Source organism: Pantoea sp. Tr-811 (genome assembly GCF_011752535.1).
Classification (GTDB): domain Bacteria; phylum Pseudomonadota; class Gammaproteobacteria; order Pseudomonadales; family Pseudomonadaceae; genus Aquipseudomonas.
Window position 1 is genome coordinate 96,472 of the sequence record NZ_VWXJ01000015.1, and the last position, 25,443, is coordinate 121,914.

Below are 25,443 nucleotides of genomic sequence, written 5' to 3' on the forward strand. Positions count from 1 at the left end.
GTTTGTGAGCGCGATCGTTACCTGCCGTTGCATCAACTCGGCTCGGGTACGGATCGCGGCGATGAAGGATGAGTGTTTTGCAGCGACGCTGCTGCCTGGGCCAGGGCTTCTTGTAGTTCGACACCTTCAAGTTGCCGGTTCACTCCTTCCTCCCGCCAGCCCTTTTCCAGCGGCTTGGCGCTCAGAAGCGTCTTGCGGTACTGGCTGGGAGTAATTCCGTGGTAGCGTCGAAATGCAGCGTCTAAATGCTTGTGCTCATTGAAACCGCTGAGTTCACTGACCTGAGTGATGCTGATCGCAGCATCCCTCAACAGTGTGCGGGCCCTGCCCAGGCGCAGTAGGGTGAGGTATTCCTTGAAGCCCAGGCCTGTGGTGCTTTTGAACAGGCGCGAGAGCTTGAAGTAATCGATGCACACCGCGTTAGCGACTTCAGTGAGGCGCAAATCGTTAACGAAATGCTCGTTTATGTATCCGATAGCGCCCTTGATTGGCTCCAGCGGGTCCCCGATCCTGGTCGTGGGAGAAATTGCCTTGCAACGTTGCGCCGCTTCGAGTGAGGCAAGGAGACGATATATCGGTTCGAGTCTAGCGAAACGCCCGACGCCAGCAGTATCAGCCTTGCTGGCAATGTCGACCGCAAGCCCCAAGATCTCGCGATCTGCACGCGTCCACTGGTCCTTGGCCGCCACTTGGTAGTCAAAGCCGGTGCAGGCTGATTCGCTGCCCAGACGGGTCAGACCGGGCGCAAACTGTATGGCCAGTACACAGCTGGGGCTGCTCCAGGCATGCAGAGTGTGCAAAGCGTCTGCGTCTATGAAGATGGCGCCTCCCGGGTTTAGGATATGCGTGCAATCATGCACACGCACTTCCACAGTACCGCTCAGCACCACAATCAGCTCGCATGCCTCGTGCCAGTGAGGTTCACAGTACAAAACCTCGCAGACGAAACTGTTTGCCAGTCCAGTTTCGAACTGGACCAGCTCGTAGCCTAGGCTTTGTGCTTGCGGGCGCGGCGCGCCTGTGCGACGGAATCTGTTGAAAGGCTGCATCCGTGTTGCTCCTTGGCCCTTCAGGACAGTTCCAAGATATCGGCAAGTTCTTGTCGCGAAATGTCGATCGCGAACATCGACGTTAACGCTATATGCAGGCCTACGAAGATCTCTGGCGCAACTTCCCGCAGTGCCTGACCGGCCTGTTCGACCGACACCTGATGGACCTTGGCATAGCGTTCACAAATAATTGCGAATGGCCTGGGTCGTTCGATCAATTCGAGCAATGAAGCGTCGATTGCCAGAGGTGGCAGTTGCACCGTTCCTACCACCTGCACCGTAGTCGTGAGTGCGATGTGCCGGGAAGAACCACCAACCCGCAGTTCGTATTGGCCGGGTTCAACGACCCACTGGCCGAGGGCCGGATCATAATAGGCGAGGTCCTCGACCTCGATCGCCAAGGTGAAGGTGGCGACGCAATCCACGTCGATGCTCAGCTTGGCAAAGGCTTTGAGTTCCTGGGGTGAACGAGCAAGCCGACACTGCGGAGGCGAAACATAGACTTGGACCACCTCCTTGCCTACTACTGGTCCAACGTTGCGCACCCGAACGGTTAACTGGATCCGCTCCCCGACGCGGAACTTAGTTGCACAGACATCCAGCTGTTCGTATGAAAAGCTCGTGTAGCTCAGGCCAAATCCGAACGGGAACGCCGGGGCGATCGCCCGAGCATCGTAGTAGCGGTAGCCGACATGAATAGATTCACTGTAATGATGACGTCCATTTTCTCCGGGGTACCCTAGGAAAGCGGGTGTCTCCTGCAAGCTGTTCGGCGCGGTGGTAGTCAGCTTTCCACTCGGGCAAGTGTTGCCGAACAGGATATCTGCCACCGCCCGTCCCATCCCCTGCCCCGCATAGAACAGTCCGAGCAATGCCGGTACACCTTCGAGCCAAGGCATAACGACCGAGTCGCTGCTGGCCATCACCACCACGACATTGTTGTGTAACTGCCCCACTGCTTCCAGCAGGCGTGCATCACTCGGCTGGATGAAAAGATCTTTGCGATCACCGTTCTCGCCATCTTCGCCAACCGGCGTGGAAACAAATATCACTACCACATCTGAGTTCCGAACCAAGTGCTGTGCCTGTTGGGTGATTGCACCGGTGGCCGGATCATCTGGGACACCAGGGTCGTAGCGAACCTCGAAGCTGTCGCCTGCAACATCTAGTATTTCGTCTAGCGGACGATCAAGCATCCAAGGCACGGTAGTCGCGCATCCAGATCCCTGGATGGTCGGTTTGAGGGCTGTCGGGCCAAGCACACATAGAGACTTGTATTTGTCCGCAGTGATCGGCAGTACGTCGTGCTCATTTTTCAGCAGTACGATGCTTTCCCGGGCGATCTCTTGCGCCAACGCGTGGTGGGACTCGAAGCATACCGGCTTACCAGGGGCAAAAGTGGTCCGTTCGATGAGCACCAAGGCCCGCTCAACGGCCTCATCGATGGCTGCCATTGAAACTTCCCCCCGAAGCACGGCGTCGTAAAGCTCCTGACGGTCGACGTGGTGCTCGGGCATCGTCAGTTCGTTACCCGCTTGGAACGACCGCACTCGATCCTTGGTGCCATACCAGTCGGACATTACCAGTCCCTGGTAACCCCATTCTTCACGCAAGACATTGGTCAGTAGCCAGGTATGCTCGGAGGCTTGCACACCGTTGAGACGGTTGTAGGAAGTCATCAGCGACCAAGGATCGGCATCCCGGATGACTCGGCGGAAGGCCTCCAGGTAGAGTTCGCGGAGGGCGCGCTCGTCGACAACCGAGTCCATGGTGGTTCGCTGGTACTCCGAATTGTTGCAGGCGAAGTGCTTGAGACAAGCTCCCACGCCGGTGGACTGAAGCCCTTGAATCAGTGCACTTGCCAGTCCTGCCGTTAGCACCGGATCTTCGGAGTAGTATTCGTATGCGCGCCCCGCCAATGGCGTGCGCCGCAGATTGATGCCTGGCCCGAGTAGGACGTTTACCCCCATGTGCCGGCATTCTTTGCCAAGAGCTACACCCATATGCCGTGCCAGTTCAGTATTCCACGAGCAACCCACGCTCGACCCGTTTGGGAAGCAGGTTGCCGGTTTGGTCCGGCCAAACACTTTGACCTCGCGCTCTGAGTCTACTTCGCTAGCGCTCTGGCCGACCACGGCATAGAAGTCACGCATTGACCACGATTGGTCATCGTCGATCTGTGATTCGCTGTAGCGCACCCCATAAGTGCCATCGGTGAGAATGATCTCAGGCACACCAAGCCGCTCGATACCCGGCAACTTCCATAGACCCTTACCGCTCAGCAGGTTCACTTTCTCTTCCAGTGTTGCAGCGGCGATCAGTTGGACGATATCGCTTTTTTTCATGAAGGCTCTCCGGGCTTCTCATGTCGTTTTTCAGTGGCGCAGTATCACAGGGCGAGATGGGTAAAACCAGCCATTAATTGCGAGAGAACTACCTGTTTTTTGCGTTCTAAAAAAGAATATTTTTAACTTTACAATCCGCATTTTTACGTTTTATTAATGTTTTCCGCAGCCAACCTCCTGACTAAAACAATCAACTGGAGCCATGCGTGATACATCATAAATTTTATATTCGGCAGTCTGTCTCCATGCTGCTGGCACTGTGCACTGTTCCTGATTTCTGTGCCGCAATAACCTATGAGGAAAGTCCGTCGCTCAGATGGAACTTTGATCTTTCCGCCTTCGCCGTTGCCATTGATAGCCACAACTCGAATTTTGGCGCGGGTTGGCGGGATGTCCGCAACGAGAAGCTTGGGCCCGAACACAACCGGTGGCAGGAATACGCCCTCAAGCCCAGCGCTGGTCTGGAGTTCGCACTCTCGACAGATACCCGCCTGCTGGCCGGTGCCTCGCTGGTCAGTGCGGCGACCGAAGGTGGTTCGGACGCCGGTGGCTACACTCATGCCGGCACCACTAATACATCAGTGGAGGAGCTGAAGATCGGCCTGGCGACAGCGGACTGGCGCCTGATGGTGGGCAATCAGAATTTTAAGGTGGCCAATGCCTTTCTAATAGGCGGGGGTAACGTCAACGTCTTTGGAGATGCCGGTTACTATAGTGCGCCACGCTCCGCCTTCCGCGATGGCGCGGTGATGCAATGGGGCGAGAATCAGGCACTCAGCGTGCAGGCATTCAGCTTGCGCACTGATCGGCATGCGGGCGACTTTCGTCTCAATGGGGTCAATGTGGACTGGCACCTTCCGGCTGCCAACTTAGGTGCCATGTTTTATCGCACTCACGTGATGGAGGATCACCTTTCGTTACTGTCGTCCCCGCGAGAAGGGATGCAAACACTCAATCTACGTGCGCTGGATGTCCATCTACTCACTCTGCCCGGGTTGGCTCTTTCGGCGGAGGGAGCTATCCAGCGCGGTAGTGGTGGCGGCTATCGCTATAGGTCGTACGCATGGTACGCCAGTGCGGATTACTCTTTTGGCGAGTGGCGAGGGCAGCCCTCAATCGGCTATCGCTACGCCCGGTTCTCCGGTGATGACAATCCATCAGACCAGACCCGCACAGACTTCGACTCTGGCGCCAAAGGCTGGACGGACTGGGGTCAGTGGACAATCGGTGAAGTCGTCGGCAGTTACTTATTGTTCAATAGCAACGAAGTTGTGCATACCGTACGCTCAAAATACCGACTCAACGAAACCGTGCATGGTGGGGTCATTGGGAATCACTTCGAGCTAGCCACTTACAACTATTACGGCACACCTGTAGCCAACAAAAATTTTGCCAATGAGATCGGAGCCTATCTCGAATTCGATTGGTCTTGTCACTGGTATAGCTCTGTCTCGTATAACTGGGTGCATCCGCTCGCAGCGTCTAAGCAACTGTTCGGCAACGACAACTTCGATACAATACAGGTGTGGCTGGGTTATACGTTTTGATCCGGTCTAGCTCTTAGTTTTTATCGAGCGCCTTTGAAACGTACGGAATGGACTGGTAGTTAGCTTCCAAGGGCTGATCAGCCGCTGCGATGCTGGACCGAAAACAGAACTCCACCCCCATCTGGAACTGCTAAGAAAGTTCCAGGCAGACAGCATCGAAAAGTAAGCGTGTGCAATATGCATTTTTGGGGATATTGCACATGCCCTGCTTAGTCTCCCGGCTGTTATCTTTAAGGACAGAATCATTAGCCAGATTTCAAATCAGGCCAGGGCCAATTCCCTGGATCCTTGTTCATGCCGCCCCCTCAGGTTATCTTCACCCCGATATCCATACGGCACCGCCCAGGACAATCCACTCCCAGTTTCAAGGACGCTGCATGCCTCACCATCCTTCTGCCGACCAGATCATCGATCTCTACAACCGTCACGCACAAACCTGGAATGAGCTGCGCGGCAATCGCCTGGCCGAACGTAAATGGATCGAACGCTACCATGCCTTGCTGTCACCAGCTTCGACTGTGCTTGATCTTGGCTGTGGCTCCGGCGAGCCTGTGGCGCGCTACCTGATCGAGGCCGGCATGGCAGTCACCGGCGTGGATTCTTCCGTGCAGATGCTGGAGATATGCCGCAGCCGTTTCCCTGAGTATTCATGGGTTCATGCAGACATGCGCAGGTTGTCGCTGGACCGTCAGTACACTGGCATCCTGGCCTGGAACAGTTTTTTTCATCTCAAGCCCGATGACCAGCGCGGTATGTTCCCAGTGTTCCAGCGGCATGCTGCACCCGGCGCGCTACTGATGTTCACCAGCGGCACATCGCTGGGTGAAGCCTTGGGTGTGTTCCAGGGCGAAACCCTGTACCACGCCAGCCTGGATGCGCAGGAATACACAGCACAATTGCACGACCACGGCTTCGAGGTGCTGAAGCACATCGTCGAAGACCCGGATTGTGGCGGCCAAACGGTCTGGCTCGCCCGCCGCTGCCGCTAAATTATATGTTTTATTTATAACTACGCTAAATGACTATTTAGCGTAGTTATAAATAAACAAGCCCGCACGCTGCCCTCCAACGCCAAACTTCCACTGCTCAACCCACCTCAAGGAACGCCAGTGACTACGGGCTCCAACCATCCAGATTCCACAGCCCTGCTGAAAACCAGGCAATTGGGCCAAGTCGACCCATCAACCCAAGCCACGTTACTGTTACCCACCGACCTTTCCATCAATGCCGGCGAACGTGTCGCCCTCATCGGCGCATCAGGTTCTGGCAAAAGCGTACTGCTTCGCACCCTGGCCTTGCTCGACGCCCCCAGTACCGGCGACATCCTGTGGCTCGGCCAGCCGGTCTCTGCCTTGCCTATACCCGACTACCGCGCCCAGGTCTGTTACCTGGCGCAGCGTGCCGCCCTGGTGGACGGCACTGTGCTTGACAACCTGCGCCTGCCCTTCTCCCTACGGCACAATCGCCAGCGCACGTTCGATGCGCACAAGGCAACAGCGCTACTCGACCTGGCAGGCAAGCCAAGGAACTTCATCGACAAGCACGGTGCCGACCTCTCGGGTGGCGAAGCCCAGGTGGTGGCGTTGGTACGGGCACTGCTGCTTGCGCCCAAGGTGATGCTGTTCGACGAGCCTACCTCAGCGCTGGACCCACAATCGGTCACTGCCGTGGAAGCCCTGGTCATGAACTGGTTCAACGAATCCCCTGGGGCTCGCGCCTGTCTCTGGGTCACCCATGACCACCAGCAGGCACAGCGCATCGGCACGCGTACACTGACCATGCACCAAGGCAACTTGCTCGACGGGAACCCGGCATGAATTACCACAACCTCGCCTACACCGATGTCGCGATCGCCGCAGCGCTGATTCTGGTCAACGGACTGTTATCGGTGCTGCTCAAGCTCGGGCTGGCGCGCCAGTTGTTCTGGGCATCGCTGCGCACCATCACCCAACTGCTGGCCATTGGTTACATCCTTGGCTGGGTATTCCAGCATGCCCAGTGGTATATCGTGCTGCCCCTGATGCTGACCATGACCCTGATTGCCGGTGTTTCCGCCGCCGGGCGTGGCCAGCATCGCCACCGTGGCCTGCTGGCCGACAGCGTGCTCTCGGTGGGCTTGAGTGCCTGGTTGGTCACGGCCATCGGCCTGTTCATCGTGCTGCGCGTTCGCCCTTGGTACGAACCGCAGTACGCCATCCCCATCCTCGGCATGATCCTCGGCAACACCCTGACCGCCGTTGCGCTGGGCATCGACCGCATGACCCGTGAGCTGACCGCACAACGTGATGTCGTGGACATGGTGTTGTCGTTGGGCGGCACGCGCTGGGAGGCAGCCCATGCCGCCGCAGTGCAAGCACTCAAGGCCGGCATGATGCCGACCTTGAACCAGATGACGGTCGTCGGCATCGTCAGCCTGCCCGGGATGATGACCGGCCAGATACTGGCGGGCCAGCAACCGGACGATGCGGTGCGTTACCAGATCGTCATCATGTTCCTGCTTGCCGCGGCGTCGGCGCTGGGTACGGTCAGCGCAGTCCTGCTGACCTTCAACCGTCTGTTCTCGCCTGCGCACCAGTTCATGGCGCACAAGCTGGCCCGGCGCGCTTGAGCGGTGGTCAGCCCAGGCCGCCGAAGCGCTTGTAGAAGCCTTCACTGACATCCGGCAGTGGCCCATCGGCCGTTTCCAGCGCGCTGTTCAGCCACGCCTCCGCCTGGGTGCACACCAGCCGATACAGGTTGCGGCACAAGGTACGGGCTGCGCGGCCTTCCCAGTCCCCCGGCAGCAGCTCGTCGGGCAACTGAGGATCGCGCAGCAGCAACCGGCGGTACTCGTGAATCAACAAGGTGCGCGCCAGGAAGCAATCCTGGGCGTCGAGTTCATCGAGTTCCTTGAGGCTCTGCCACAACGGCCGGAACAGTTGGATGAACTCGCTGTATTGCTGGCCAAGCTCGTCGATACGCCAGCTTTCCCGCACCTGCGCTCGCATGGCCTTGGAGGCCAGTACTTCCTGGGTGTGGGTTTCGAAGACGATGCTGTCGTCGCTGGCCTCAAGCTCGCGCAAGGTGGCGGCCAGGTCGGCGCGGTCGGCCCGAGGGCAGCCGAGTACGTTTGGCGCCATCACCCCGAAGCCCTGCCATTCCAGTTCTTCGCGCACAGCTTTGCGCTTGGCGGCTTCCAGCTGCGAAAGCAGCACCAGCGTCCAGGCGCCATCCCAGGCCGGCTGGCTTGGGCTGTACACACGCTTGAAGGCTTTTTCGAAGCGTCGGCGACCGGTGCCGGTGAGGCTGTAGTAGCTGCGCCGGCCAACCTTTTCGGCGGTCAGCCAGCCTTCCTTGGTCAGGCGGAAGATCGACGTGCGGATCAGCCGTTCATTAATGCCGATCGGCTCCAGCAAGTTGATCAGGCTGCCCAGCCAGACCGTACCGCCATGGGGCTCGATGGCATCACCATAAAGGGTGATGATCAGCGAACTGGCACGGATCGGGGTCTGCTCCTGGAAGCGGGTGATCAGGGTGTTCAGCGGGGCGAGGTTGCTCATGGACGAACTGTGCGCGGAGAAAGCACCGACTATACCTGTGCGGCGGGTCGCCTGGCCATGGCGTGACGCAGGCAAGCTCATGCACCCTCCTCGCCCTTGGGCCTGAAGCCACCGTCGCCCATGCGCGGTCGCTGCGCTTGCGGCTCGGCCAAGGGTGCGCATTCGACCAGGCTGGCCATGCAGCGCCGGGCCAAATGTTGGTATTCGGCCGTGCCACGCTGCTTCCATTGCACCTCCTGCTCGGTCAGGGCTCGCTTGACCTGGGCCGGGGCGCCCATGACCAGGCTTTGCTCGGCGCACTCGAACCCCGCCTTGACGAAGGCTGTAGCGCCGACGATGCAACGTGCAGCAATGCGCGCGCCATCCATCACCACGGCATTCATGCCGACAAGGGCATCCTCGCCCACCCGGCAGCCATGCAACACCGCGCCATGGCCCACGTGGCCGTTGCGCTCGATCACCGTGTCACCGCTGGGAAAGCCGTGCATCACGCAGGTGTCCTGCAGGTTGGCACCCTCCTCCAGCACGATGCGCCCGAAATCACCACGCAACGAGGCCAGCGGCCCCACGTAACAGTGTGGGCCGACGATGACGTCGCCGATCAGCACTGCACTCGGGTGCACGTAGGCGGTGGGGTCGACCACCGGGGTCAGGCCGTCGAGTCGATAGCAAGGCATGCTTACAGTCCTCAAATGATTCATTCACTGAGGCGATCTTGTATCGTAAATGTCAGGCACGTCAATCCCATTGAAAAGCCTTTATTCACTGGCGTTTAGAAAGGGTAGCGAGTTTTTCGAGCCAGTAATTAGATACTGAAACAACATTACATGTTGATTTACTGTATCGCATGGTGCTTATACTGGTTCCACCTGGGCAGGCTTCAACACTGCCCCTGCAGACAATTCCAAGAAATGCCGGCCACCCGTTGTGCCGTGCGTGCAGCCTGAGGACTCCAACATGCCTCGTTTCATCGATGTGCAGGCGCCCCACCCCGGCGTCCGCCTGGTTACCTTGCAACGGCCCGAGGCGCTCAACGCCCTGTGCACGGAGCTGCTGGCAGAGCTGGCCGCCGAGCTGGCAAGTGCCGAGGCCGACGAACACACCCGCGCCGTGGTCATCACCGGCAGCCCCAAGGCGTTCGCCGCCGGGGCCGACATTCGCGAGATGGCCGAACGAGACCTGGTCGGCATCTTCAATGACCCTCGCGTCGCCCACTGGCAGCGCATCGCCGCCTTCAGCAAACCCTTGATCGCTGCCGTGAATGGGTACGCCCTGGGCGGCGGTTGCGAACTGGTGATGTGCGCCGACATCGTCATCGCCGGCGAGGACGCCCGCTTCGGCCAGCCGGAAATCAACCTGGGCATCATCCCCGGCGCCGGTGGCACCCAGCGCCTGTTGCGTGCAGTCGGCAAGCCGCTGGCCATGCAGATGGTGCTCACCGGCGAGGCCATCAGCGCCCGGCATGCCCAGCAGGCCGGCTTGGTCAGTGAAATCACCGTGCCTGAACTGGCCGTCGAACGCGCCCTGCAGCTGGCGGCCAGCATTGCCGCCAAGGCGCCGCTGGCCGTTCGCCTGGCCAAGGAAGCGCTGCTCAAGGCCGGTGACACTGACCTTGCCAGCGGCCTGCGCTTCGAGCGCCACGCTTTTACCCTGCTGGCCGGCACTGCCGACCGCGACGAAGGCATCCGCGCCTTCCAGGAAAAACGCCCGGCGCAGTTCAAAGGTTGCTGAACCGCGCCGCCCCCATCGTCCGACCGAGCGAGTCCGCCATGGCTTTCCAACACATCCTGTTTTCCATCGAGAACGGCGTCGCCCTCCTCTCGCTGAACCGCCCCGAACAACTGAACAGCTTCAATACCCAGATGCACCTGGAGGTGCGCGATGCCCTGCGCCAGGTGCGCCAGAACAGCGACGTGCGGGTGCTGTTGCTGACCGCCGAGGGCCGTGGTTTCTGCGCAGGCCAGGACCTTTCCGACCGCAATGTGGCACCCGGCGCAGCCATGCCAGACCTCGGCGAGTCGATCGAGAAATTCTACAACCCCCTGGTGCGCACCCTGCGCGACCTGCCGCTGCCGGTGATCTGCGCCGTCAATGGCGTGGCCGCCGGTGCCGGGGCGAATATCCCGCTGGCCTGCGACCTGGTGCTGGCTGCCCGCTCGGCCAGCTTTATCCAGGCATTCTGCAAGATCGGCCTGGTGCCCGATTCCGGCGGCACCTGGCTGCTGCCACGGCTGGTTGGCATGGCGCGGGCCAAGGCGCTGGCGATGCTGGGTGAACGGCTTGGCGCCGAGCAGGCCGAGCGCTGGGGGCTGATCCACCGGGTGGTCGACGATGCCGCGCTGCGCGATGAAGCCCTCAGCCTCGCCCGCCACCTGGCGGCCCAGCCCACCTACGGCCTGGCCCTGATCAAGTGCAGCCTCAATGCCAGCTTCGACAACAGTTTCGAGCAGCAACTGGAACTGGAGCGCGACCTGCAACGCCTGGCCGGGCGCAGCGAGGATTACCGTGAAGGCGTCAGCGCCTTCATGAACAAACGTACAGCCGAATTCAAGGGGCGTTGAACATGCACGCACTACACAGCACCGCCCAGGTCGCGGTGATCGGCGCCGGCGCCATGGGCGCAGGTATCGCCCAGGTGGCGGCCCAGGCCGGCCACCCGGTGAAGCTCTACGACAACCGCCCTGGCGCTGCGGCCCAGGCCGTGGCAGGAATCGACCGCCAATTGCAGCGCCTGGTCGAGAAAGGCAAGTTGCAGCCTGCCGACCGTGAAGCCATCAGCGCCCGCCTGCAGCCCGTGGACGCCATCGAGGCACTGGCCGATGCGCACCTGGTAATCGAGGCCATCGTCGAGAACCTGCAAATCAAGCAGGCGCTGCTGCGCCAGCTTGAAAGCCTGTGCGCCCCGGCGTGTATCCTGGCCAGCAACACCTCGTCGTTGTCGATCACCAGCCTGGCGGCCGGCCTGCAGCGCCCGCAGCAGGTGGTGGGCATGCATTTCTTCAACCCCGCACCGCTGATGGCCCTGGTAGAAGTCGTCTCCGGCCTTGCCACGGCCCCCGAAGTCGCCGCCACGCTTTATGAAACCGCCAAGGCCTGGGGCAAGCAGCCGGTGCATGCGCGCTCCACGCCAGGCTTCATCGTCAACCGTGTGGCCCGCCCGTTCTATGCCGAAAGCCTGCGCCTGCTGCAGGAAGGCGCTGCCGATTGCGCAACGCTCGATGCGCTGCTGCGCGATGCAGGCGGGTTTCGCATGGGAGCCTTCGAACTTACCGACCTGATCGGCCATGACGTCAACTATGCCGTGACTTGTTCAGTCTTCGACGCCTTCCACGGTGACTTCCGTTTCCAGCCGTCGCTGGTGCAGAAAGAACTGGTGGATGCCGGCCGCCTTGGGCGCAAGAGCGGGCAAGGCTTCTATTGCTATGCCGACGGTGCCGAACGCCCACAGGCGCTGGCGTTGCACAGCCAGGCCAAGGTCGATGGCTGCGTGGTCGAAGGCCAGCTGGGTGTGATGCAGCCGTTGATAACCCGATTGCGCGACCGTGGGTTGAGCGTCACCGAACGTGCAGGCACGGGCCTGATCCGCGTAGGCGAGGCCACCCTGGCGCTGTCCGATGGCCGCATGGCCAGCCAGCGGGCGCGCGAAGACGGCCTGCGCAACCTGGTGCTGGTGGACCTTGCCCTGGACTACCAGGCCGCATCGCGCATTGCCATCAGCTGGTCCGCCGACACCACGGGTGAAGCCCTCGACCAGGCCGTGGCGCTGTTGCGCCAGGCAGGCCTGAACGTCAGCGGCCTCACCGACCTGCCAGGCCTGGTGGTGCTGCGCACTGTCGCCATGCTCGCCAACGAGGCCGCCGATGCCGTGCTGCAAGGCGTGGCCAGCGCGGGTGACATCGACCTGGCCATGTGCGCCGGGGTCAATTACCCGCAAGGCCCGCTGGCCTGGGCCGAGCAGATGGGTGTCGGCTACACCCTGCGCGTGCTGGAAAACCTGCAACGCAGTTACGGCGAAAGCCGCTACCGCCCTTCCCTGATGCTGCGCCGCAGCGTCGCCCAAGGAGCCCGCCTGCATGACTGACCTGCAACTTGCCCCCGACGCCCTGGCCCAGGCCTGCGCCGACGCCCTGTTCAGCCGCGACCAGGCCAGCCGTGCCCTGGGCATCCGCCTGCTGGACGCCGGCCCCGGCCGCGCCAGCCTGTGCATGCCGGTACGCGCCGACATGCTGCAGGGCCACGGCACCTGCCATGGCGGATTCCTGTTCGCCCTTGCCGACTCGGCCTTTGCCTTTGCCTGCAACAGCTACGACAAGGCCACGGTCGCCCAGGGCTGCAGCATCGACTATGTCGCCCCGGCGCAGTGCGGCGACCTGCTGACCGCACGCGCCGTCGAGCTCAGCCGCAAGGGCCGCACCGGCCTGTATGACGTGCGCATCGAAAACCAGCACGGCGAGCTGATCGCCCTGTTCCACGGCAAATCCTACCAAGTGCGCGGCACGGTGCTCGCGCAGGAGACTGCAAATGACTGACCACACGCCCCTCGATGCCCTGATCATCGACGCCGTGCGCACCCCGATCGGCCGTTACGGCGGCGCCCTGAGCCGTGTCCGCGCCGACGACCTGGCGGCGGTGCCGATCAAGGCCCTGATCGAGCGCCACCCGGAACTGGATTGGCCGGCCATCGACGATGTGATCCTCGGCTGCGCCAACCAGGCCGGCGAAGACAACCGCAACGTCGCACGCATGGCCAGCCTGCTCGCCGGGTTGCCGATCACCGTCCCAGGCACCACCCTCAACCGCCTGTGCGGCTCCGGGCTGGATGCCATCGGCAACGCTGCGCGTGCCCTGCACTGTGGTGAGGCTGGGCTGATGCTGGCCGGCGGCGTCGAGTCGATGTCGCGCGCGCCGTTTGTGATGGGCAAGTCTGAACAGGCCTTTGGCCGCAGCGCCGAGTTGTACGACACCACCATTGGCTGGCGTTTCGTCAATCCACGCATGCAGGCCGAGTACGGCATCGATTCCATGCCGGAAACAGCCGAGAACGTCGCCGAACAGTTCAATATTTCCCGTGCCGACCAAGATGCCTTCGCCCTGCGCAGCCAGCACAAGGCTGCGGCGGCCCAGGCCAGTGGGCGCCTGGCGCGGGAAATCGTGCCGGTGGTTATTCCCCAGCGCAAGGGCCCTCCTGTTCAGGTGGACCAGGATGAACACCCGCGTGCCGACACCACCCTTGAACAACTGGCCAAGCTGGGCACGCCGTTTCGCCAGGGCGGCAGCGTCACCGCGGGCAATGCCTCCGGGGTCAACGACGGCGCCTGCGCCCTGCTGCTGGCCAGCCGTGCAGCCGCCCAGCGTCATGGCCTCAAGGCCCGTGGCCGAATCGTCGGCATGGCGGTGGCGGGGGTTGAGCCGCGCATCATGGGTATCGGCCCGGTGCCAGCGACGCGCAAGGTGCTGGCGCTCACCGGCCTGTCCCTGGCCGACATGGATGTCATCGAGCTGAACGAGGCGTTTGCCGCCCAGGGCCTGGCCGTGCTGCGCGAGCTGGGCCTGGCCGACGATGACCCGCGGGTAAACCCCAACGGCGGCGCCATCGCCCTGGGCCATCCCTTGGGCATGAGCGGTGCACGCCTGGTCACCACCGCGTTGCACCAGCTTGAGCAAGGCGCTGGCCGCTACGCCCTGTGCACCATGTGCATCGGTGTTGGCCAGGGCATTGCCATGGTCATCGAGCGTCTCTGACCAAAGGCTTGTGACTGAACAATGCGCAGCCGGTTATGCTGCGCCCATGACACTCACGGTAAGCGGCCTGAGCCTCGGGCAGCCGACGTACAAGAACAATTCGAGTGAAGCCATGAATATGTACCATGATGCCGATCGTGCCCTGCTGGACCCGATGGAAACCGCAAGTATCGGCGCCCTGCGCCAGCACCAGCTGGAACGCCTGCGCTGGAGCCTCAACCACGCCTACGCCAACGTGCCGCTGTACCGCAAACGCTTCGACGACTGCGGCGCCCACCCCGGCGACCTGAAATCCCTGGATGACCTGGCCAAGTTCCCCTTCACCGGCAAGAACGACCTGCGCGACAACTACCCCTACGGCATGTTCGCCGTACCCCAGCAGGAGGTGGTGCGCCTGCACGCGTCCAGCGGCACCACGGGCAAGCCGACCGTGGTGGGCTACACCCAGAACGACATCGACACCTGGGCCAACGTGGTGGCCCGTTCGATCCGCGCCGCCGGCGGGCGCAAGGGCGACAAGGTGCACGTGTCCTATGGCTATGGCCTGTTTACTGGCGGCCTGGGCGCGCACTACGGTGCTGAACGGCTGGGTTGTACGGTGATCCCCATGTCCGGTGGCCAGACCGAGAAGCAGGTGCAGCTGATTCGCGATTTCCAGCCTGACATCATCATGGTCACGCCCTCCTACATGCTCAACCTTGCCGACGAGATCGAGCGCCAGGGCATCGACCCACAGTCCCTCAAGCTGCGCCTGGGTATTTTCGGCGCCGAGCCCTGGACGGATGAACTGCGCCGCTCCATCGAACAGCGCCTGGGCATCGATGCCCTGGATATCTATGGCCTGTCGGAGATCATGGGGCCGGGGGTGGCCATGGAGTGCATCGAAACCAAGGATGGCCCCACCATCTGGGAAGACCATTTCTACCCCGAGATCATCGACCCGGTCACCGGCCAGGTGCTGCCTGACGGCCAGCTGGGCGAGCTGGTGTTCACCTCGCTGAGCAAGGAGGCGCTGCCGATGGTGCGCTACCGCACCCGCGACCTCACCCGCCTGCTGCCCGGCACCGCGCGGCCCATGCGGCGCATTGGCAAGATCACCGGGCGCAGTGACGACATGCTGATTATCCGTGGGGTGAATGTGTTCCCGACCCAGATCGAGGAGCAGGTGCTTAAAATAAAACAGCTTTCAGAGATGTATGAGATTCATTTGTATCGTAATGGCAATCTGGACAGCGTTGAGGTGCATGTGGAACTGCGTGCCGAGTGCCAGGCGCTGGACGAGGGGCAGCGCAAGCTGCTGACGGGGGAATTGACCCGGCAGATCAAGACCTACATCGGCATCAGTACACAGGTGCGGCTGCAGCCGTGTGGCACGCTCAAGCGCTCCGAGGGCAAGGCTTGCCATGTGTTTGACAAGCGGTTGGCTAGCTGACAGGGCGCAGGTGTATGAGCCCCGGCATGGTCCGGGGCTTTTTTTTGGGTGTTTGGCGCGGGATGTGTGGCGCCTATACGACCGAGCGCTGCCTGCGCGGCGCTCGATCGCACAGGCGCCAACACTCCCTCGCCGAACATCCCTAGCCCCACATCCCCCACCACCCTCCAATCCGATACACAAATCATATTCGATACATATAAAACCGTTTGACGTTATGTTTTGTATCGCTTACAAATGACTCATGCCTTAGCAGGAGTCAGAACATGTACGCACAGCTAGTGGAAACCGGAGTCAAGCGCGTCAAAGCCCTGGAGGAAATGTCCGCCGAGGAACGCCACTTCCAGGAAAAGATCGACGCCGAAATCAAGATCGAAGCCAAGAACTGGATGCCCGAGGCCTACCGCCAAACCCTGATCCGGCAAATCTCCCAGCACGCCCACTCGGAAATCGTCGGCATGCTCCCCGAAGGCAACTGGGTCACCCGCGCCCCCAGCCTCAAACGCAAGCTGCAGTTGATGGCCAAGATCCAGGACGAAGCCGGCCACGGCCTGTACCTGTACAGCGCCATGGAAACCCTCGGCGCCGACCGCGACGAGGAAATCGCCAAGCTGCACAACGGCAAGGCCAAGTATTCGAGCATCTTCAACTACCCCACCCTGAGCTGGGCCGACATGGGCGCGGTGGGCTGGTTGGTCGACGGTGCCGCCATCGTCAACCAGGTGGTGCTGCAACGTACCTCCTACGGCCCCTACTCCCGCGCCATGGTGCGCATCTGCAAGGAAGAGAGCTTCCACCAGCGCCAGGGCTACGAACTGCTGCTGACCATGATGCGCGAGGGCACCCAAGCCCAGAAGGACATGGTTCAGGACGCCATCAACCGCCTGTGGTGGCCTGCGCTGATGATGTTCGGCCCAAGCGACGAGCATTCCCCCAACAGCGCCCAGTCGATGGCCTGGAAAATCAAGCGCCAGACCAACGACGAACTGCGCCAGCGCTTCATCGACCAGACCGTGCCGCAGCTCGAACTGCTCGGCTGCACCGCCCCCGACCCGGACTTGAAGTGGAACGCCGAGCGCGGTCATTACGACTTCGGCGACATCCAGTGGGACGAGTTCTACGAAGTCATCAAGGGCAACGGCCCGTGCAACCAGGAGCGCGTCGCCACCCGACGCCAGGCCATCGAAGGTGGCGCCTGGGTGCGCGAAGCCGCCGTGGCCTATGCACGCAAGCAACAGAACAAGAACGCCGCCTGAGCGGCGATTGATGCGGAGAGCGAAAATGTCTGTCTGGACCCTCTACGAAGTGTTCGTGCGCAGCAAGCACGGCCTGAACCACAAGCATGTCGGCAGCGTGCATGCCGCCGACGCCGCCATGGCCATCGAGAATGCCCGCGAGCTGTACACCCGCCGCAGCGAAGGCGTCAGCCTGTGGGTGGTGCCCTCGGCCCTGATCAGCGCCTCCTCGCCGGACGAGAAAGACCCCCTGTTCGCCCCCTCGGACGACAAGGTCTACCGCCACGCCAGCTTCTACGAACTGCCCGACGAAGTCGGGCACATGTGAGGCAGGCCATGAACAAGCACGACCTGATTCCGTATCTGCTGCTGCTCGGCGACAGCGCCCTGGTCCAGGGCCAGCGCTTGTGCGAGTGGTGTGGCCACGCGCCAGCCCTGGAAGAAGAGCTGGCCCTGATGAACGTTGGCCTCGACCTGGTCGGCCAGGCCCGCAACTGGCTGGACTACACCGCCGAATTGCTCGACGACGGCCGCGACGCCGATGCCCTGGCGTTTCGCCGCGACGAGCGGGCCTACCGCAACCTGCTATTGGTCGAGCAGCCCAATGGCGACTACGCCGTGACCATGGCCAAGCAGTTCTTCTACGACGCCTGGCACCATGCGGTGCTGCAACAGCTGGCCGAATCGGCTGACGAACGCATCGCCGGCATCGCCGCCAAGGCCCTGAAGGAAGTCACCTACCACCTGCGCCGTTCCAGCGAGTGGGTGCAACGCCTGGGCGGTGGTACTGAGGAAAGCCGCCAGCGCATGCTCGCCGCCATCCCGCTGCTGTGGCGTTTCACCGTGGAACTCACCAGCGGCAGCGACAACGAAGTGCGCCTGGCCGAAGCCGGCATAGGTGCCGACCCGGCCATCGTCGGCGCCGCCTGGCTCAAGCAGGTAAGCGCAACGTTCGAGTCGGTCGAGCTGCCGTTGCCCAAGGCCGCCAGCCACTTCTACCTCAGCGGTCGCCAGGGCGTGCACAGCGAACACCTGGGCCTGCTGCTGGCCGAAATGCAATTCCTGCCAAGGGCCTACCCCGATGCAACCTGGTGAGCTGATTGCCGGCGACCGTGGTGCCCGGGCGCTGCAGGGCGACGACCTGGCCCGGGCCTGGGCGGTGCTGGGCCAGGTGATGGACCCGGAAGTGCCGGTGGTCAGCGTGGTGGACCTGGGCATCGTCCGCGACCTGGGCTGGCGTGCAGGGCACTTGCACCTGGTGGTGACGCCAACCTACTCCGGTTGCCCCGCCACCGAGGTGATCGAGGGCGATATCCGCCAGGCCCTGGAGCAGGCCGGCTTCCCCGCGCCAGCCCTGGAGCGCCGCCTCACCCCGGCCTGGAGCACCGATTGGATCAGCGCCCAGGGCCGCGACCGCCTGCGCGCCTATGGCATCGCTCCACCCCAGGGCAGCGCCAGCAAGCGCAGCCTGCTGGGCGATGCCCCCCAGGTGTGCTGCCCACAGTGCGCCAGCACCCACACCGAACTGCTCAGCCAGTTCGGCTCCACGGCCTGCAAGGCGCTTTACCGCTGCCGCGAGTGCCTGGAGCCGTTCGATTATTTCAAATGCATTTGAGCCGTGGAGATCACCATGAGCCAGTTTCACAGCCTGACCATCAAGCAAGTGCGCCATGAAACCCGCGATGCGGTATCGATCGCCTTCGACGTGCCGGCTCACCTGCAGAGCGCCTTCCGTTTCACCCAGGGCCAATACCTGGTGATGCGCACTCAACTGGATGACGAGGAAGTGCGCCGTTCCTATTCCATCTGCAGCGCGGTGCAGGACGGCGAACTGCGCGTTGCCGTCAAGCGCGTGCCCGGCGGGCGCTTCTCGGCCTTTGCCAACGACGTGCTCAAGGCCGGCCAGCAATTGGAGGTGATGCCACCGGCCGGCAGTTTCTTCGTCCCGCTGGACCCAGCGCGCCAGGGCCACTACCTGGGCGTGGCGGCCGGCAGCGGCATCACGCCGATCCTGTCGATCATCGCCACCACCTTGGCCAGCGAGCCGCACAGCCGCTTTACCTTGCTCTACGGCAACCGCTCCAGTTCCGGCGCGCTGTTTCGCGACAAGCTCGAAGATTTGAAGAACCGCTACCTCGACCGCCTCAACCTGATTTTCGTGTTCAGCCGTGAACAACAGGACGTGGACCTCTACAACGGCCGCATCGACGCCGACAAATGCGGCCAGTTGTTCGCCCGCTGGATGGACGTGGCCAGCCTGGACGCTGCGTTCATCTGTGGCCCGCAAGCCATGACCGAAACCGTGCGCCACAGCCTGCAGGCCAATGGCATGGCCCGCGAGCGCATCCATTTCGAGCTGTTCGCCGCCACCGGCAGCGAAGCCCGTCGCGAGGCCCGGGAAGCCGCGCGGCAAACCGATGCAGCGCTCAGCCATATCACGGTAATCAGCGACGGGAGGGCACTGAGCTTCGACCTGCCACGCAACAGCCAGAACATCCTCGATGCCGGCAACGCCATCGGCGCCGAACTGCCCTATTCGTGCAAGGCCGGGGTGTGTTCGACCTGCAAGTGCCGGGTGATCGAGGGCGAGGTGGAGATGGACAGCAACCACGCGCTGGAGGACTACGAAGTGGCGGCCGGGTACGTGCTGTCGTGCCAGACCTACCCGGTCAGCGACAAGGTGGTGCTCGACTTCGACCAGCTGTAGACCGCGTCGCCAGCGTTCGCGGGGCAAGCCGGTTCGTGTAGGAGCGGGCTTGCCCCGCGAAGAGGCCCTCCAGCAACAACCGCGTGACCTCAAGAAAACAACTACAAAACACAAGAGATCGCTTGCCATGACCCCCGAACACATCGAAAGCATCGCCAACCACCCCGACTTCCAGCACCTGGTGCGGCGCAAACGCCGCCTCAACGGCAGCCTCACCTTGGCCATGCTGGTGATCTACTACGGCTTCGTCCTGCTGGTGGCCTTCTCCCCCAGCACCCTGGGCCAGTCCCTGAGCGGCGGCGTCACCACCGTTGGCATGCTGGTCGGCGTGCTCATGGTACTGCTGTCCTTCGCCCTCACCGGCATCTACGTGCACCGCGCCAACAACGTGCTCGACCCGCTCAACGACAAGGTCAAGCAGGAGTGCGCAGCATGAACTGGACTGCCATTTCGATGTTCATGGTGTTCGTCTGCTTCACCCTGCTGGTGACCCGCTGGGCCGCCCTGCGCACCCGCTCGGCCAGCGACTTCTACACCGCCGGCGGCGGCCTCACCGGCATGCAGAACGGCCTGGCGATTGCGGGCGACATGATCAGCGCCGCCTCCTTCCTGGGCATCTCCGCCATGATGTTCATGAATGGCTACGACGGCCTGCTGTACGCCCTGGGTGTACTGGCCGGTTGGCCAATCATCCTGTTCCTGATCGCCGAGCGCCTGCGCAACCTGGGCAAGTACACCTTTGCCGATGTGGTTTCGTACCGCCTCGCGCAAACCCCGGTGCGCCTGAGCTCGGCGTTCGGCACCCTGGCCGTGGCGCTGATGTACCTGGTGGCACAGATGGTTGGGGCGGGCAAGCTGATCGAGCTGCTGTTCGGCATCAGCTACCTGTACGCCGTGGTGCTGGTGGGCGTGCTGATGGTCGCCTACGTCACCTTCGGCGGCATGCTCGCCACCACCTGGGTGCAGATCATCAAGGCGGTGATGCTGCTTTCGGGCACCAGCTTCATGGCCTTCATGGTGCTCAGGCACTTCGGCTTCAGCACCGAGGCGATGTTCGCCAATGCCGTGGCCGTGCACGCCAAGGGCCAGGCGATCATGGCCCCAGGGGGCTTGCTGTCGAACCCGGTGGATGCCATCTCGCTGGGCTTGGGCATGATGTTCGGCACCGCTGGCCTGCCGCATATCCTGATGCGCTTCTTCACCGTCAGCGATGCCAAGGAAGCGCGCAAGAGCGTGTTCTACGCCACCGGTTTCATTGGCTACTTCTACCTGCTGCTGATCGTGATCGGCTTTGGCGCCATCGTCATGGTCGGTACCGAACCGGCTTACCGTGACGCCAGCGGCGCCATCATTGGCGGCGGCAACATGGTCGCCGTGCACCTGGCCCAGGCGGTCGGCGGCAACCTGTTCCTGGGCTTCATCAGCGCCGTGGCCTTCGCCACCATCCTCGCCGTGGTGGCGGGCCTGGCGCTGTCGGGTGCATCCGCCGTGTCCCACGACCTGTATGCCTGCGTGGTACGCAAGGGCCAGGCGACCGAGCAGGAGGAAATGCGCGTGTCGCGTATCGCCACCCTGGTGATCGGCATGCTCGCGGTGGTGCTGGGCCTGGTGTTCGAATCGCAGAACATCGCCTTCCTCTCCGGCCTGGTGTTGGCGGTGGCGGCCTCGGTCAACTTCCCGGTGTTGTTGCTCTCGATGTTCTGGAAGGGCCTGACCACCCGTGGCGCGGTGTGCGGCAGCATGGCCGGGCTGGTGTCGGCGATCGTGCTGGTGCTGCTGGGCCCGGCGGTATGGGTGAACGTGCTGCACCACGAAACCGCGCTGTTCCCCTACAGCAATCCTGCCCTGTTCTCCATGAGCCTGGCCTTCCTCGGCGCCTGGGCCTTCTCGGTCACTGACGGCTCCGAGCGCGCCGCCCAAGAGCGCGGGCGTTACCTGGCCCAGTTCATCCGTTCCATGACCGGAATCGGCGCCGCCGGCGCCAGCAAGCACTGAACCTCACCATGTCGGGTATAACAACAATGAACCGTACACACCTGAAATCGGCCGCCTGCCTGGCCACCCTCGCCTTGCCCCTGCCGGCCCTGGCGGACTTCATCGGCGACAGCCACGCACGGCTTGAGCTGCGCAACCATTACATCAACCGCGACTTCCGCCAGAGCAACGCGCCCCAATCCAAGGCCGAAGAGTGGGCCCAGGGCTTCACCGCCAAGCTGGAATCGGGCTTCACCGAGGGGCCAGTGGGGTTCGGCGTGGATGCCATGGGCCAGCTGGGGGTCAAGCTCGATTCCAGCCGCGACCGGCGCAACACCGGCCTCCTGCCATTCGGCCCCAACAGCCATGAGCCCGTCGACGACTACAGCGAGCTAGGCCTGACCGGTAAAGTTCGCGTGTCCAAGACCACCTTGCGCGTCGGCACCTTGCAGCCGATTCTGCCGGTGGTGGTGTACAACGACACCCGCCTGCTGGCCTCGACCTTCCAGGGCGGCCTGCTGACCAGCCAGGACATCACCGGGCTCACCGTCAACGCCGGGCGCCTGACCCAGGCCAACCTGCGCGATTCCTCCGGGCGCGACGACATCGGCTATGGCGCGGCCAGCAGCGACCACCTCGACTTCGCCGGCGGCAGCTACGCACTCAGCCCACAGACCAGCGTCAGCTACTACTACGCCAAGCTGCAGGACATCTACCGCCAGCAGTTCGTCGGCCTGGTCGATACCCGCCCGCTGGGCGAGGGCCTGAGCCTGCGCAGCGACCTGCGCTATTTCGACAGCCGCAACGACGGCGCCGAGCGCGCCGGCAACATCGACAACCGCAATTTCAACGCCATGTTCACCCTGGGCGTGCGCGCCCACAAATTCACCGTGGCCTGGCAACAGATGTCCGGTGACAGCGCCTTCCCGTTCGTCAACGGCGGCGACCCGTTCACCGTCAACCTGGTGACCTACAACACCTTCACCCGTGCCGGGCTCGACTCCTGGCAAGTGCGCTACGACTACGACTTCGTGGCCATGGGCATCCCCGGCCTGAGCTTCATGACTCGCTACACCGACGGCCGTCACGCTGAAACCGCCACGCTCAGCAACGGCCGTGAACGCGAGCGCGACACCGACCTGACCTACGTCATCCAGAGCGGCCCGTTCAAGGACATGAGCCTGCGCTGGCGCAACGTCACCTTCCGTTCCGGCAATGGCCTGACCAACGCCCTGGACGAAAACCGCCTGATCATCGGCTACACCCTGGCGCTGTGGTAACCGCGCCCTTTCGACTTCGAGGAGAACAGCATGTCTGACGCCCCAACCCTGCAGAGTTTCATCGCCGGCCGCTGGATCGGCCAGCACGGCGCCCAGGCCCTGCGCAGCGCCCTGGACGGCCATGTCCTGGCCTACAGCCACGAAGAGCGCCCGGACTTCGCCGAAGCCGTGGACTTCGCCCGTGCCCGTGGCCTGGCCGAACTGATGGCCATGGACTTCCAGCAACGTGCCCAGCGCCTCAAGGCCCTGGCCCTGTACCTGGCCGAACACAAGGAACAGCTCTACGCGCTGTCCCACCACAGCGGCGCCACCCGCGCCGACAGCTGGATCGACATCGAAGGCGGCAATGCCACGCTGTTCAGCTATGCCGGCATTGGCAGCCGCGAACTGCCCTCGGGCAACCTGGTACATGAAGGCCCGGCGATCCCACTGGGCAAGCAGGGGCATTTCGCCGGCAGCCACATCCTGGTGCCGCGTGCCGGTGTTGCAGTGCACATCAACGCTTTCAACTTCCCGATCTGGGGCATGCTGGAAAAATTCGCCCCCACCTTCCTGGCCGGCATGCCCTGCATCGTCAAGCCGGCAACCGCCACCAGCTACCTGACCGAAGCCGTGGTGCGCCTGATGCATGCATCCGGCTTGCTGCCCGCAGGCAGCCTGCAGTTGGTGATCGGTAGCACCGGCGACCTGCTCGACCGCTTGCAGGGCCAGGACGTGGTGACGTTCACAGGTTCTGCCGATACCGCCGCCAAACTGCGCGTCACGCCCAACCTGATCCGCCATTCGGTGCCGTTCACCGCCGAAGCCGACTCGCTCAACTGCGCCATTCTTGGCCCTGACGTGAACCCAGGCAGCGAGGAGTTCGAGCTCTATCTCAAGGAAGTGGTGCGTGAAATGACCACCAAGGCCGGGCAGAAATGCACCGCCATCCGCCGCGCCATCGTTCCGGCCAAACACCTGGACGCCGTTGCCAGCGGGCTGCGAGAGCGCCTGGCCAAGGTGGTGGTGGGCGACCCGTCGCTCGAAGGCGTGCGCATGGGCGCCCTGGCCTCCCACGACCAGCAGCGTGACGTGGGCGAGCGCGTGCGCGCCCTGCTGCAAAGCTGCGACCAGCTGTTCGGCGCCAGCGACGGCTTTGCCCCGCGCGGCGAGGGCGTTGCCGAGGGCGCCTTCTTCGCGCCCACCTTGCTCCAGGCCCGCGACCCCCATGCAGACGGTGGCGCCCACGATATCGAGGCGTTCGGCCCGGTCAGCACGCTGATGGCCTACCACGACCTGGACGAAGCCCTGGCCCTTGCGGCACGTGGCAAAGGCAGCCTGGTGGCGTCGCTGGTAACGGCTGACCGCGCCGTGGCGGCCAAGGCCATTCCCGTGGCAGCCGCCTGGCATGGCCGTCTGCTGGTGCTCAACAGCGAGGCGGCGAAGGAGTCCACCGGCCATGGCTCGCCATTGCCGCAGCTCAAGCACGGTGGCCCAGGCCGCGCCGGAGGTGGCGAGGAGCTGGGCGGCCTGCGCGCCGTCAAGCACTACCTGCAACGCGCTGCCGTGCAGGGCTCGCCAAGCATGCTCAGTGCCGTGACCGGCGAGTATGTGCGTGGCGCCGAGGTGATCGAAACCGAGGTGCACCCGTTCCGCCGCTATTTCGACGAACTGCGCATCGGCGAATCGCTGCTCACCCACCGCCGTACCGTGACCGAAGCCGACCTGGTCAACTTTGGCTGCCTGTCGGGCGACCACTTCTACATGCATTTCGACGAGATCGCAGCCAAGGCCTCGCAGTTCGGCAAGCGCATCGCCCACGGTTACTTCGTGCTGTCGGCTGCCGCCGGGCTGTTCGTTTCGCCGGGCGAAGGGCCGGTATTGGCCAACTATGGGCTCGATACCTTGCGCTTCATCAACCCGGTGGGCATCGGTGACACAATCCAGGCGCGGCTGACCTGCAAGCGCAAGATCGACCAGGGCAAGACCAGCCCGCTGGGGCAGCCACAGGGGGTGGTGGCATGGGATGTGGAGGTGACCAACCAGCTGGGTGAGCTGGTGGCCAGCTATGACATCCTGACCTTGGTGTTGAAGAAAGGCTGAGGCCTGTGGGGCCTCTTCGCGACCTCTGGTCGCTCCTACAGGGATCCCACGCCCCTGTAGGAGCGACCAAAGGTCGCGATAGGGCCCGACAGGCAAACTAAAGGCACATGGCCACCTCGTACATCCGCCCTACTGCCCAATCCCGCCCCCGGCGCTATAGTGCGGCCATCCGCCACACCCCACAACGCCAAGGAAGCCCCCCACCATGAAACCCGCCAAACTCCTGCTGTGCGCCGCAGCCCTGTTCACCGTCGCCGGTTGCCAGACCATCAAGCCCTCCGAGCAAACCCTGAAGGAGCGTGCCGAGTTCGCCCTCAACACGCCGGTCAGCAAGGTCGCCAACGTGCGCAGTGACAGCACCATCACCTACTACACCGCCACCACCGCCAAAGGCGAGTACAACTGCCAGATGCCAAGCGGCGCCATTGTCGCGGTCGGTAGCATGGGCCTCTACCAGCCCACCCCGTCCTGCCTCAAGGAAGGCCAGGCAATCATCCTGCAATAACCCCCG

23 protein-coding genes and 1 pseudogene are annotated in these 25,443 nt (G+C 62.9%); 20 read left to right on the plus strand and 4 right to left on the minus strand.

All coding sequences use genetic code 11. The features are described from left to right. Positions 1-32: 32 nt before the first annotated feature. Together F3J44_RS21330 and F3J44_RS21335 are read right to left on the minus strand one after the other, a co-directional pair. On the minus strand, positions 33-1,049 hold the full coding sequence (locus tag F3J44_RS21330; protein ID WP_167275771.1) for an AraC family transcriptional regulator: 1,017 nt from the start codon (positions 1,047-1,049) through the stop codon (positions 33-35). Positions 1,050-1,069: 20 nt separating this feature from the next. Further along, positions 1,070-3,394 carry a beta-glucosidase gene (locus F3J44_RS21335; RefSeq protein ID WP_167275773.1) on the minus strand — a complete coding sequence of 775 codons (2,325 nt, stop codon included), beginning with the start codon at positions 3,392-3,394 and terminating at the stop codon, positions 1,070-1,072. 206 nt (positions 3,395-3,600) lie between these two features. On the opposite strand from F3J44_RS21335, the gene F3J44_RS21340 reads away from it, so the two are divergent. From F3J44_RS21340 to fetB, 4 genes are all read left to right on the plus strand, one after another. After that, complete coding sequence (locus F3J44_RS21340; protein ID WP_167275776.1) at positions 3,601-4,941, plus strand: alginate export family protein; 1,341 nt, start codon at positions 3,601-3,603, stop codon at positions 4,939-4,941. Between the two features lie 377 nt (positions 4,942-5,318). Beyond that, positions 5,319-5,930 (plus strand): class I SAM-dependent methyltransferase, encoded by a 612-nt coding sequence (locus tag F3J44_RS21345; RefSeq protein WP_167275779.1) that lies wholly within the window; start codon positions 5,319-5,321, stop codon positions 5,928-5,930. Positions 5,931-6,050: 120 nt separating this feature from the next. Beyond that, positions 6,051-6,758, plus strand: coding sequence for an ATP-binding cassette domain-containing protein (locus tag F3J44_RS21350; RefSeq protein ID WP_167275782.1), 708 nt, complete (start codon positions 6,051-6,053; stop codon positions 6,756-6,758). Continuing rightward, positions 6,755-7,549 (plus strand): iron export ABC transporter permease subunit FetB, encoded by a 795-nt coding sequence (fetB, locus tag F3J44_RS21355; RefSeq protein WP_167275784.1) that lies wholly within the window; start codon positions 6,755-6,757, stop codon positions 7,547-7,549. The genes F3J44_RS21350 and fetB overlap by 4 nt, the downstream gene beginning before the upstream one ends. 7 nt (positions 7,550-7,556) lie before the next feature. Here fetB and paaX read toward each other — a convergent pair whose 3' ends face one another. Beyond that, positions 7,557-8,561: a phenylacetic acid degradation operon negative regulatory protein PaaX gene (gene paaX, locus F3J44_RS21360; RefSeq protein ID WP_167275787.1), complete on the minus strand. Its 1,005-nt coding sequence runs from the start codon at positions 8,559-8,561 to the stop codon at positions 7,557-7,559. Further along, positions 8,558-9,157, minus strand: coding sequence for a phenylacetic acid degradation protein PaaY (paaY, locus tag F3J44_RS21365; protein WP_167275789.1), 600 nt, complete (start codon positions 9,155-9,157; stop codon positions 8,558-8,560). The genes paaX and paaY overlap by 4 nt, the downstream gene beginning before the upstream one ends. A gap of 280 nt (positions 9,158-9,437) precedes the next feature. Here paaY and paaF point away from each other — a divergent pair, with 280 nt between their 5' ends. From paaF to F3J44_RS21445, 16 genes and pseudogenes are all read left to right on the plus strand, one after another. Continuing rightward, entirely contained in the window at positions 9,438-10,211 is a 774-nt protein-coding gene (gene paaF, locus F3J44_RS21370; protein WP_167275792.1) for a 2,3-dehydroadipyl-CoA hydratase PaaF, read from the plus strand. Between the two features lie 38 nt (positions 10,212-10,249). Next, positions 10,250-11,041: a 2-(1,2-epoxy-1,2-dihydrophenyl)acetyl-CoA isomerase PaaG gene (gene paaG, locus F3J44_RS21375; RefSeq protein WP_167275795.1), complete on the plus strand. Its 792-nt coding sequence runs from the start codon at positions 10,250-10,252 to the stop codon at positions 11,039-11,041. A gap of 2 nt (positions 11,042-11,043) precedes the next feature. Beyond that, positions 11,044-12,561, plus strand: coding sequence for a 3-hydroxyacyl-CoA dehydrogenase PaaH (gene paaH / locus F3J44_RS21380; protein WP_167275797.1), 1,518 nt, complete (start codon positions 11,044-11,046; stop codon positions 12,559-12,561). Beyond that, entirely contained in the window at positions 12,554-13,009 is a 456-nt protein-coding gene (paaI, locus tag F3J44_RS21385; protein WP_167275800.1) for a hydroxyphenylacetyl-CoA thioesterase PaaI, read from the plus strand. Before paaH ends, paaI begins: the two co-directional genes overlap by 8 nt. Then, a complete protein-coding gene (gene pcaF / locus F3J44_RS21390) occupies positions 13,002-14,222 on the plus strand; it encodes a 3-oxoadipyl-CoA thiolase (RefSeq protein WP_167275802.1) in 1,221 nt (406 codons plus the stop codon). Before paaI ends, pcaF begins: the two co-directional genes overlap by 8 nt. Before the next feature lie 112 nt (positions 14,223-14,334). Beyond that, on the plus strand, positions 14,335-15,654 hold the full coding sequence (gene paaK / locus F3J44_RS21395) for a phenylacetate--CoA ligase PaaK (protein WP_167275805.1): 1,320 nt from the start codon (positions 14,335-14,337) through the stop codon (positions 15,652-15,654). A 320-nt stretch (positions 15,655-15,974) separates the two neighbouring features. Continuing rightward, positions 15,975-16,910: a 1,2-phenylacetyl-CoA epoxidase subunit PaaA gene (gene paaA, locus F3J44_RS21400; protein WP_240158468.1), complete on the plus strand. Its 936-nt coding sequence runs from the start codon at positions 15,975-15,977 to the stop codon at positions 16,908-16,910. A 25-nt stretch (positions 16,911-16,935) separates the two neighbouring features. After that, complete coding sequence (gene paaB, locus F3J44_RS21405; RefSeq protein ID WP_167064119.1) at positions 16,936-17,217, plus strand: 1,2-phenylacetyl-CoA epoxidase subunit PaaB; 282 nt, start codon at positions 16,936-16,938, stop codon at positions 17,215-17,217. Positions 17,218-17,225: 8 nt separating this feature from the next. Then, positions 17,226-17,984, plus strand: a complete 759-nt coding sequence (paaC, locus tag F3J44_RS21410) for a 1,2-phenylacetyl-CoA epoxidase subunit PaaC (RefSeq protein ID WP_167275808.1) — start codon at positions 17,226-17,228, stop codon at positions 17,982-17,984. Beyond that, positions 17,971-18,504, plus strand: a complete 534-nt coding sequence (gene paaD, locus F3J44_RS21415; RefSeq protein WP_167275811.1) for a 1,2-phenylacetyl-CoA epoxidase subunit PaaD — start codon at positions 17,971-17,973, stop codon at positions 18,502-18,504. The genes paaC and paaD overlap by 14 nt, the downstream gene beginning before the upstream one ends. 15 nt (positions 18,505-18,519) lie before the next feature. Beyond that, positions 18,520-19,596, plus strand: coding sequence for a 1,2-phenylacetyl-CoA epoxidase subunit PaaE (gene paaE / locus F3J44_RS21420; protein WP_167275814.1), 1,077 nt, complete (start codon positions 18,520-18,522; stop codon positions 19,594-19,596). A gap of 127 nt (positions 19,597-19,723) precedes the next feature. Continuing rightward, entirely contained in the window at positions 19,724-20,032 is a 309-nt protein-coding gene (locus tag F3J44_RS21425) for a DUF485 domain-containing protein (protein ID WP_167275817.1), read from the plus strand. Next, positions 20,032-21,591: pseudogene (locus F3J44_RS21430) on the plus strand (cation acetate symporter); the annotation flags it as partial. The gene F3J44_RS21425 and the pseudogene F3J44_RS21430, both read left to right, overlap by 1 nt. A gap of 26 nt (positions 21,592-21,617) precedes the next feature. Beyond that, positions 21,618-22,850 (plus strand): OprD family porin, encoded by a 1,233-nt coding sequence (locus F3J44_RS21435; protein WP_167275822.1) that lies wholly within the window; start codon positions 21,618-21,620, stop codon positions 22,848-22,850. Positions 22,851-22,880: 30 nt separating this feature from the next. After that, on the plus strand, positions 22,881-24,932 hold the full coding sequence (gene paaZ, locus F3J44_RS21440; protein ID WP_167275826.1) for a phenylacetic acid degradation bifunctional protein PaaZ: 2,052 nt from the start codon (positions 22,881-22,883) through the stop codon (positions 24,930-24,932). Between the two features lie 205 nt (positions 24,933-25,137). Next, positions 25,138-25,437, plus strand: a complete 300-nt coding sequence (locus F3J44_RS21445) for a hypothetical protein (protein WP_167064099.1) — start codon at positions 25,138-25,140, stop codon at positions 25,435-25,437. The last annotated feature ends 6 nt before the right edge of the window (positions 25,438-25,443 follow it).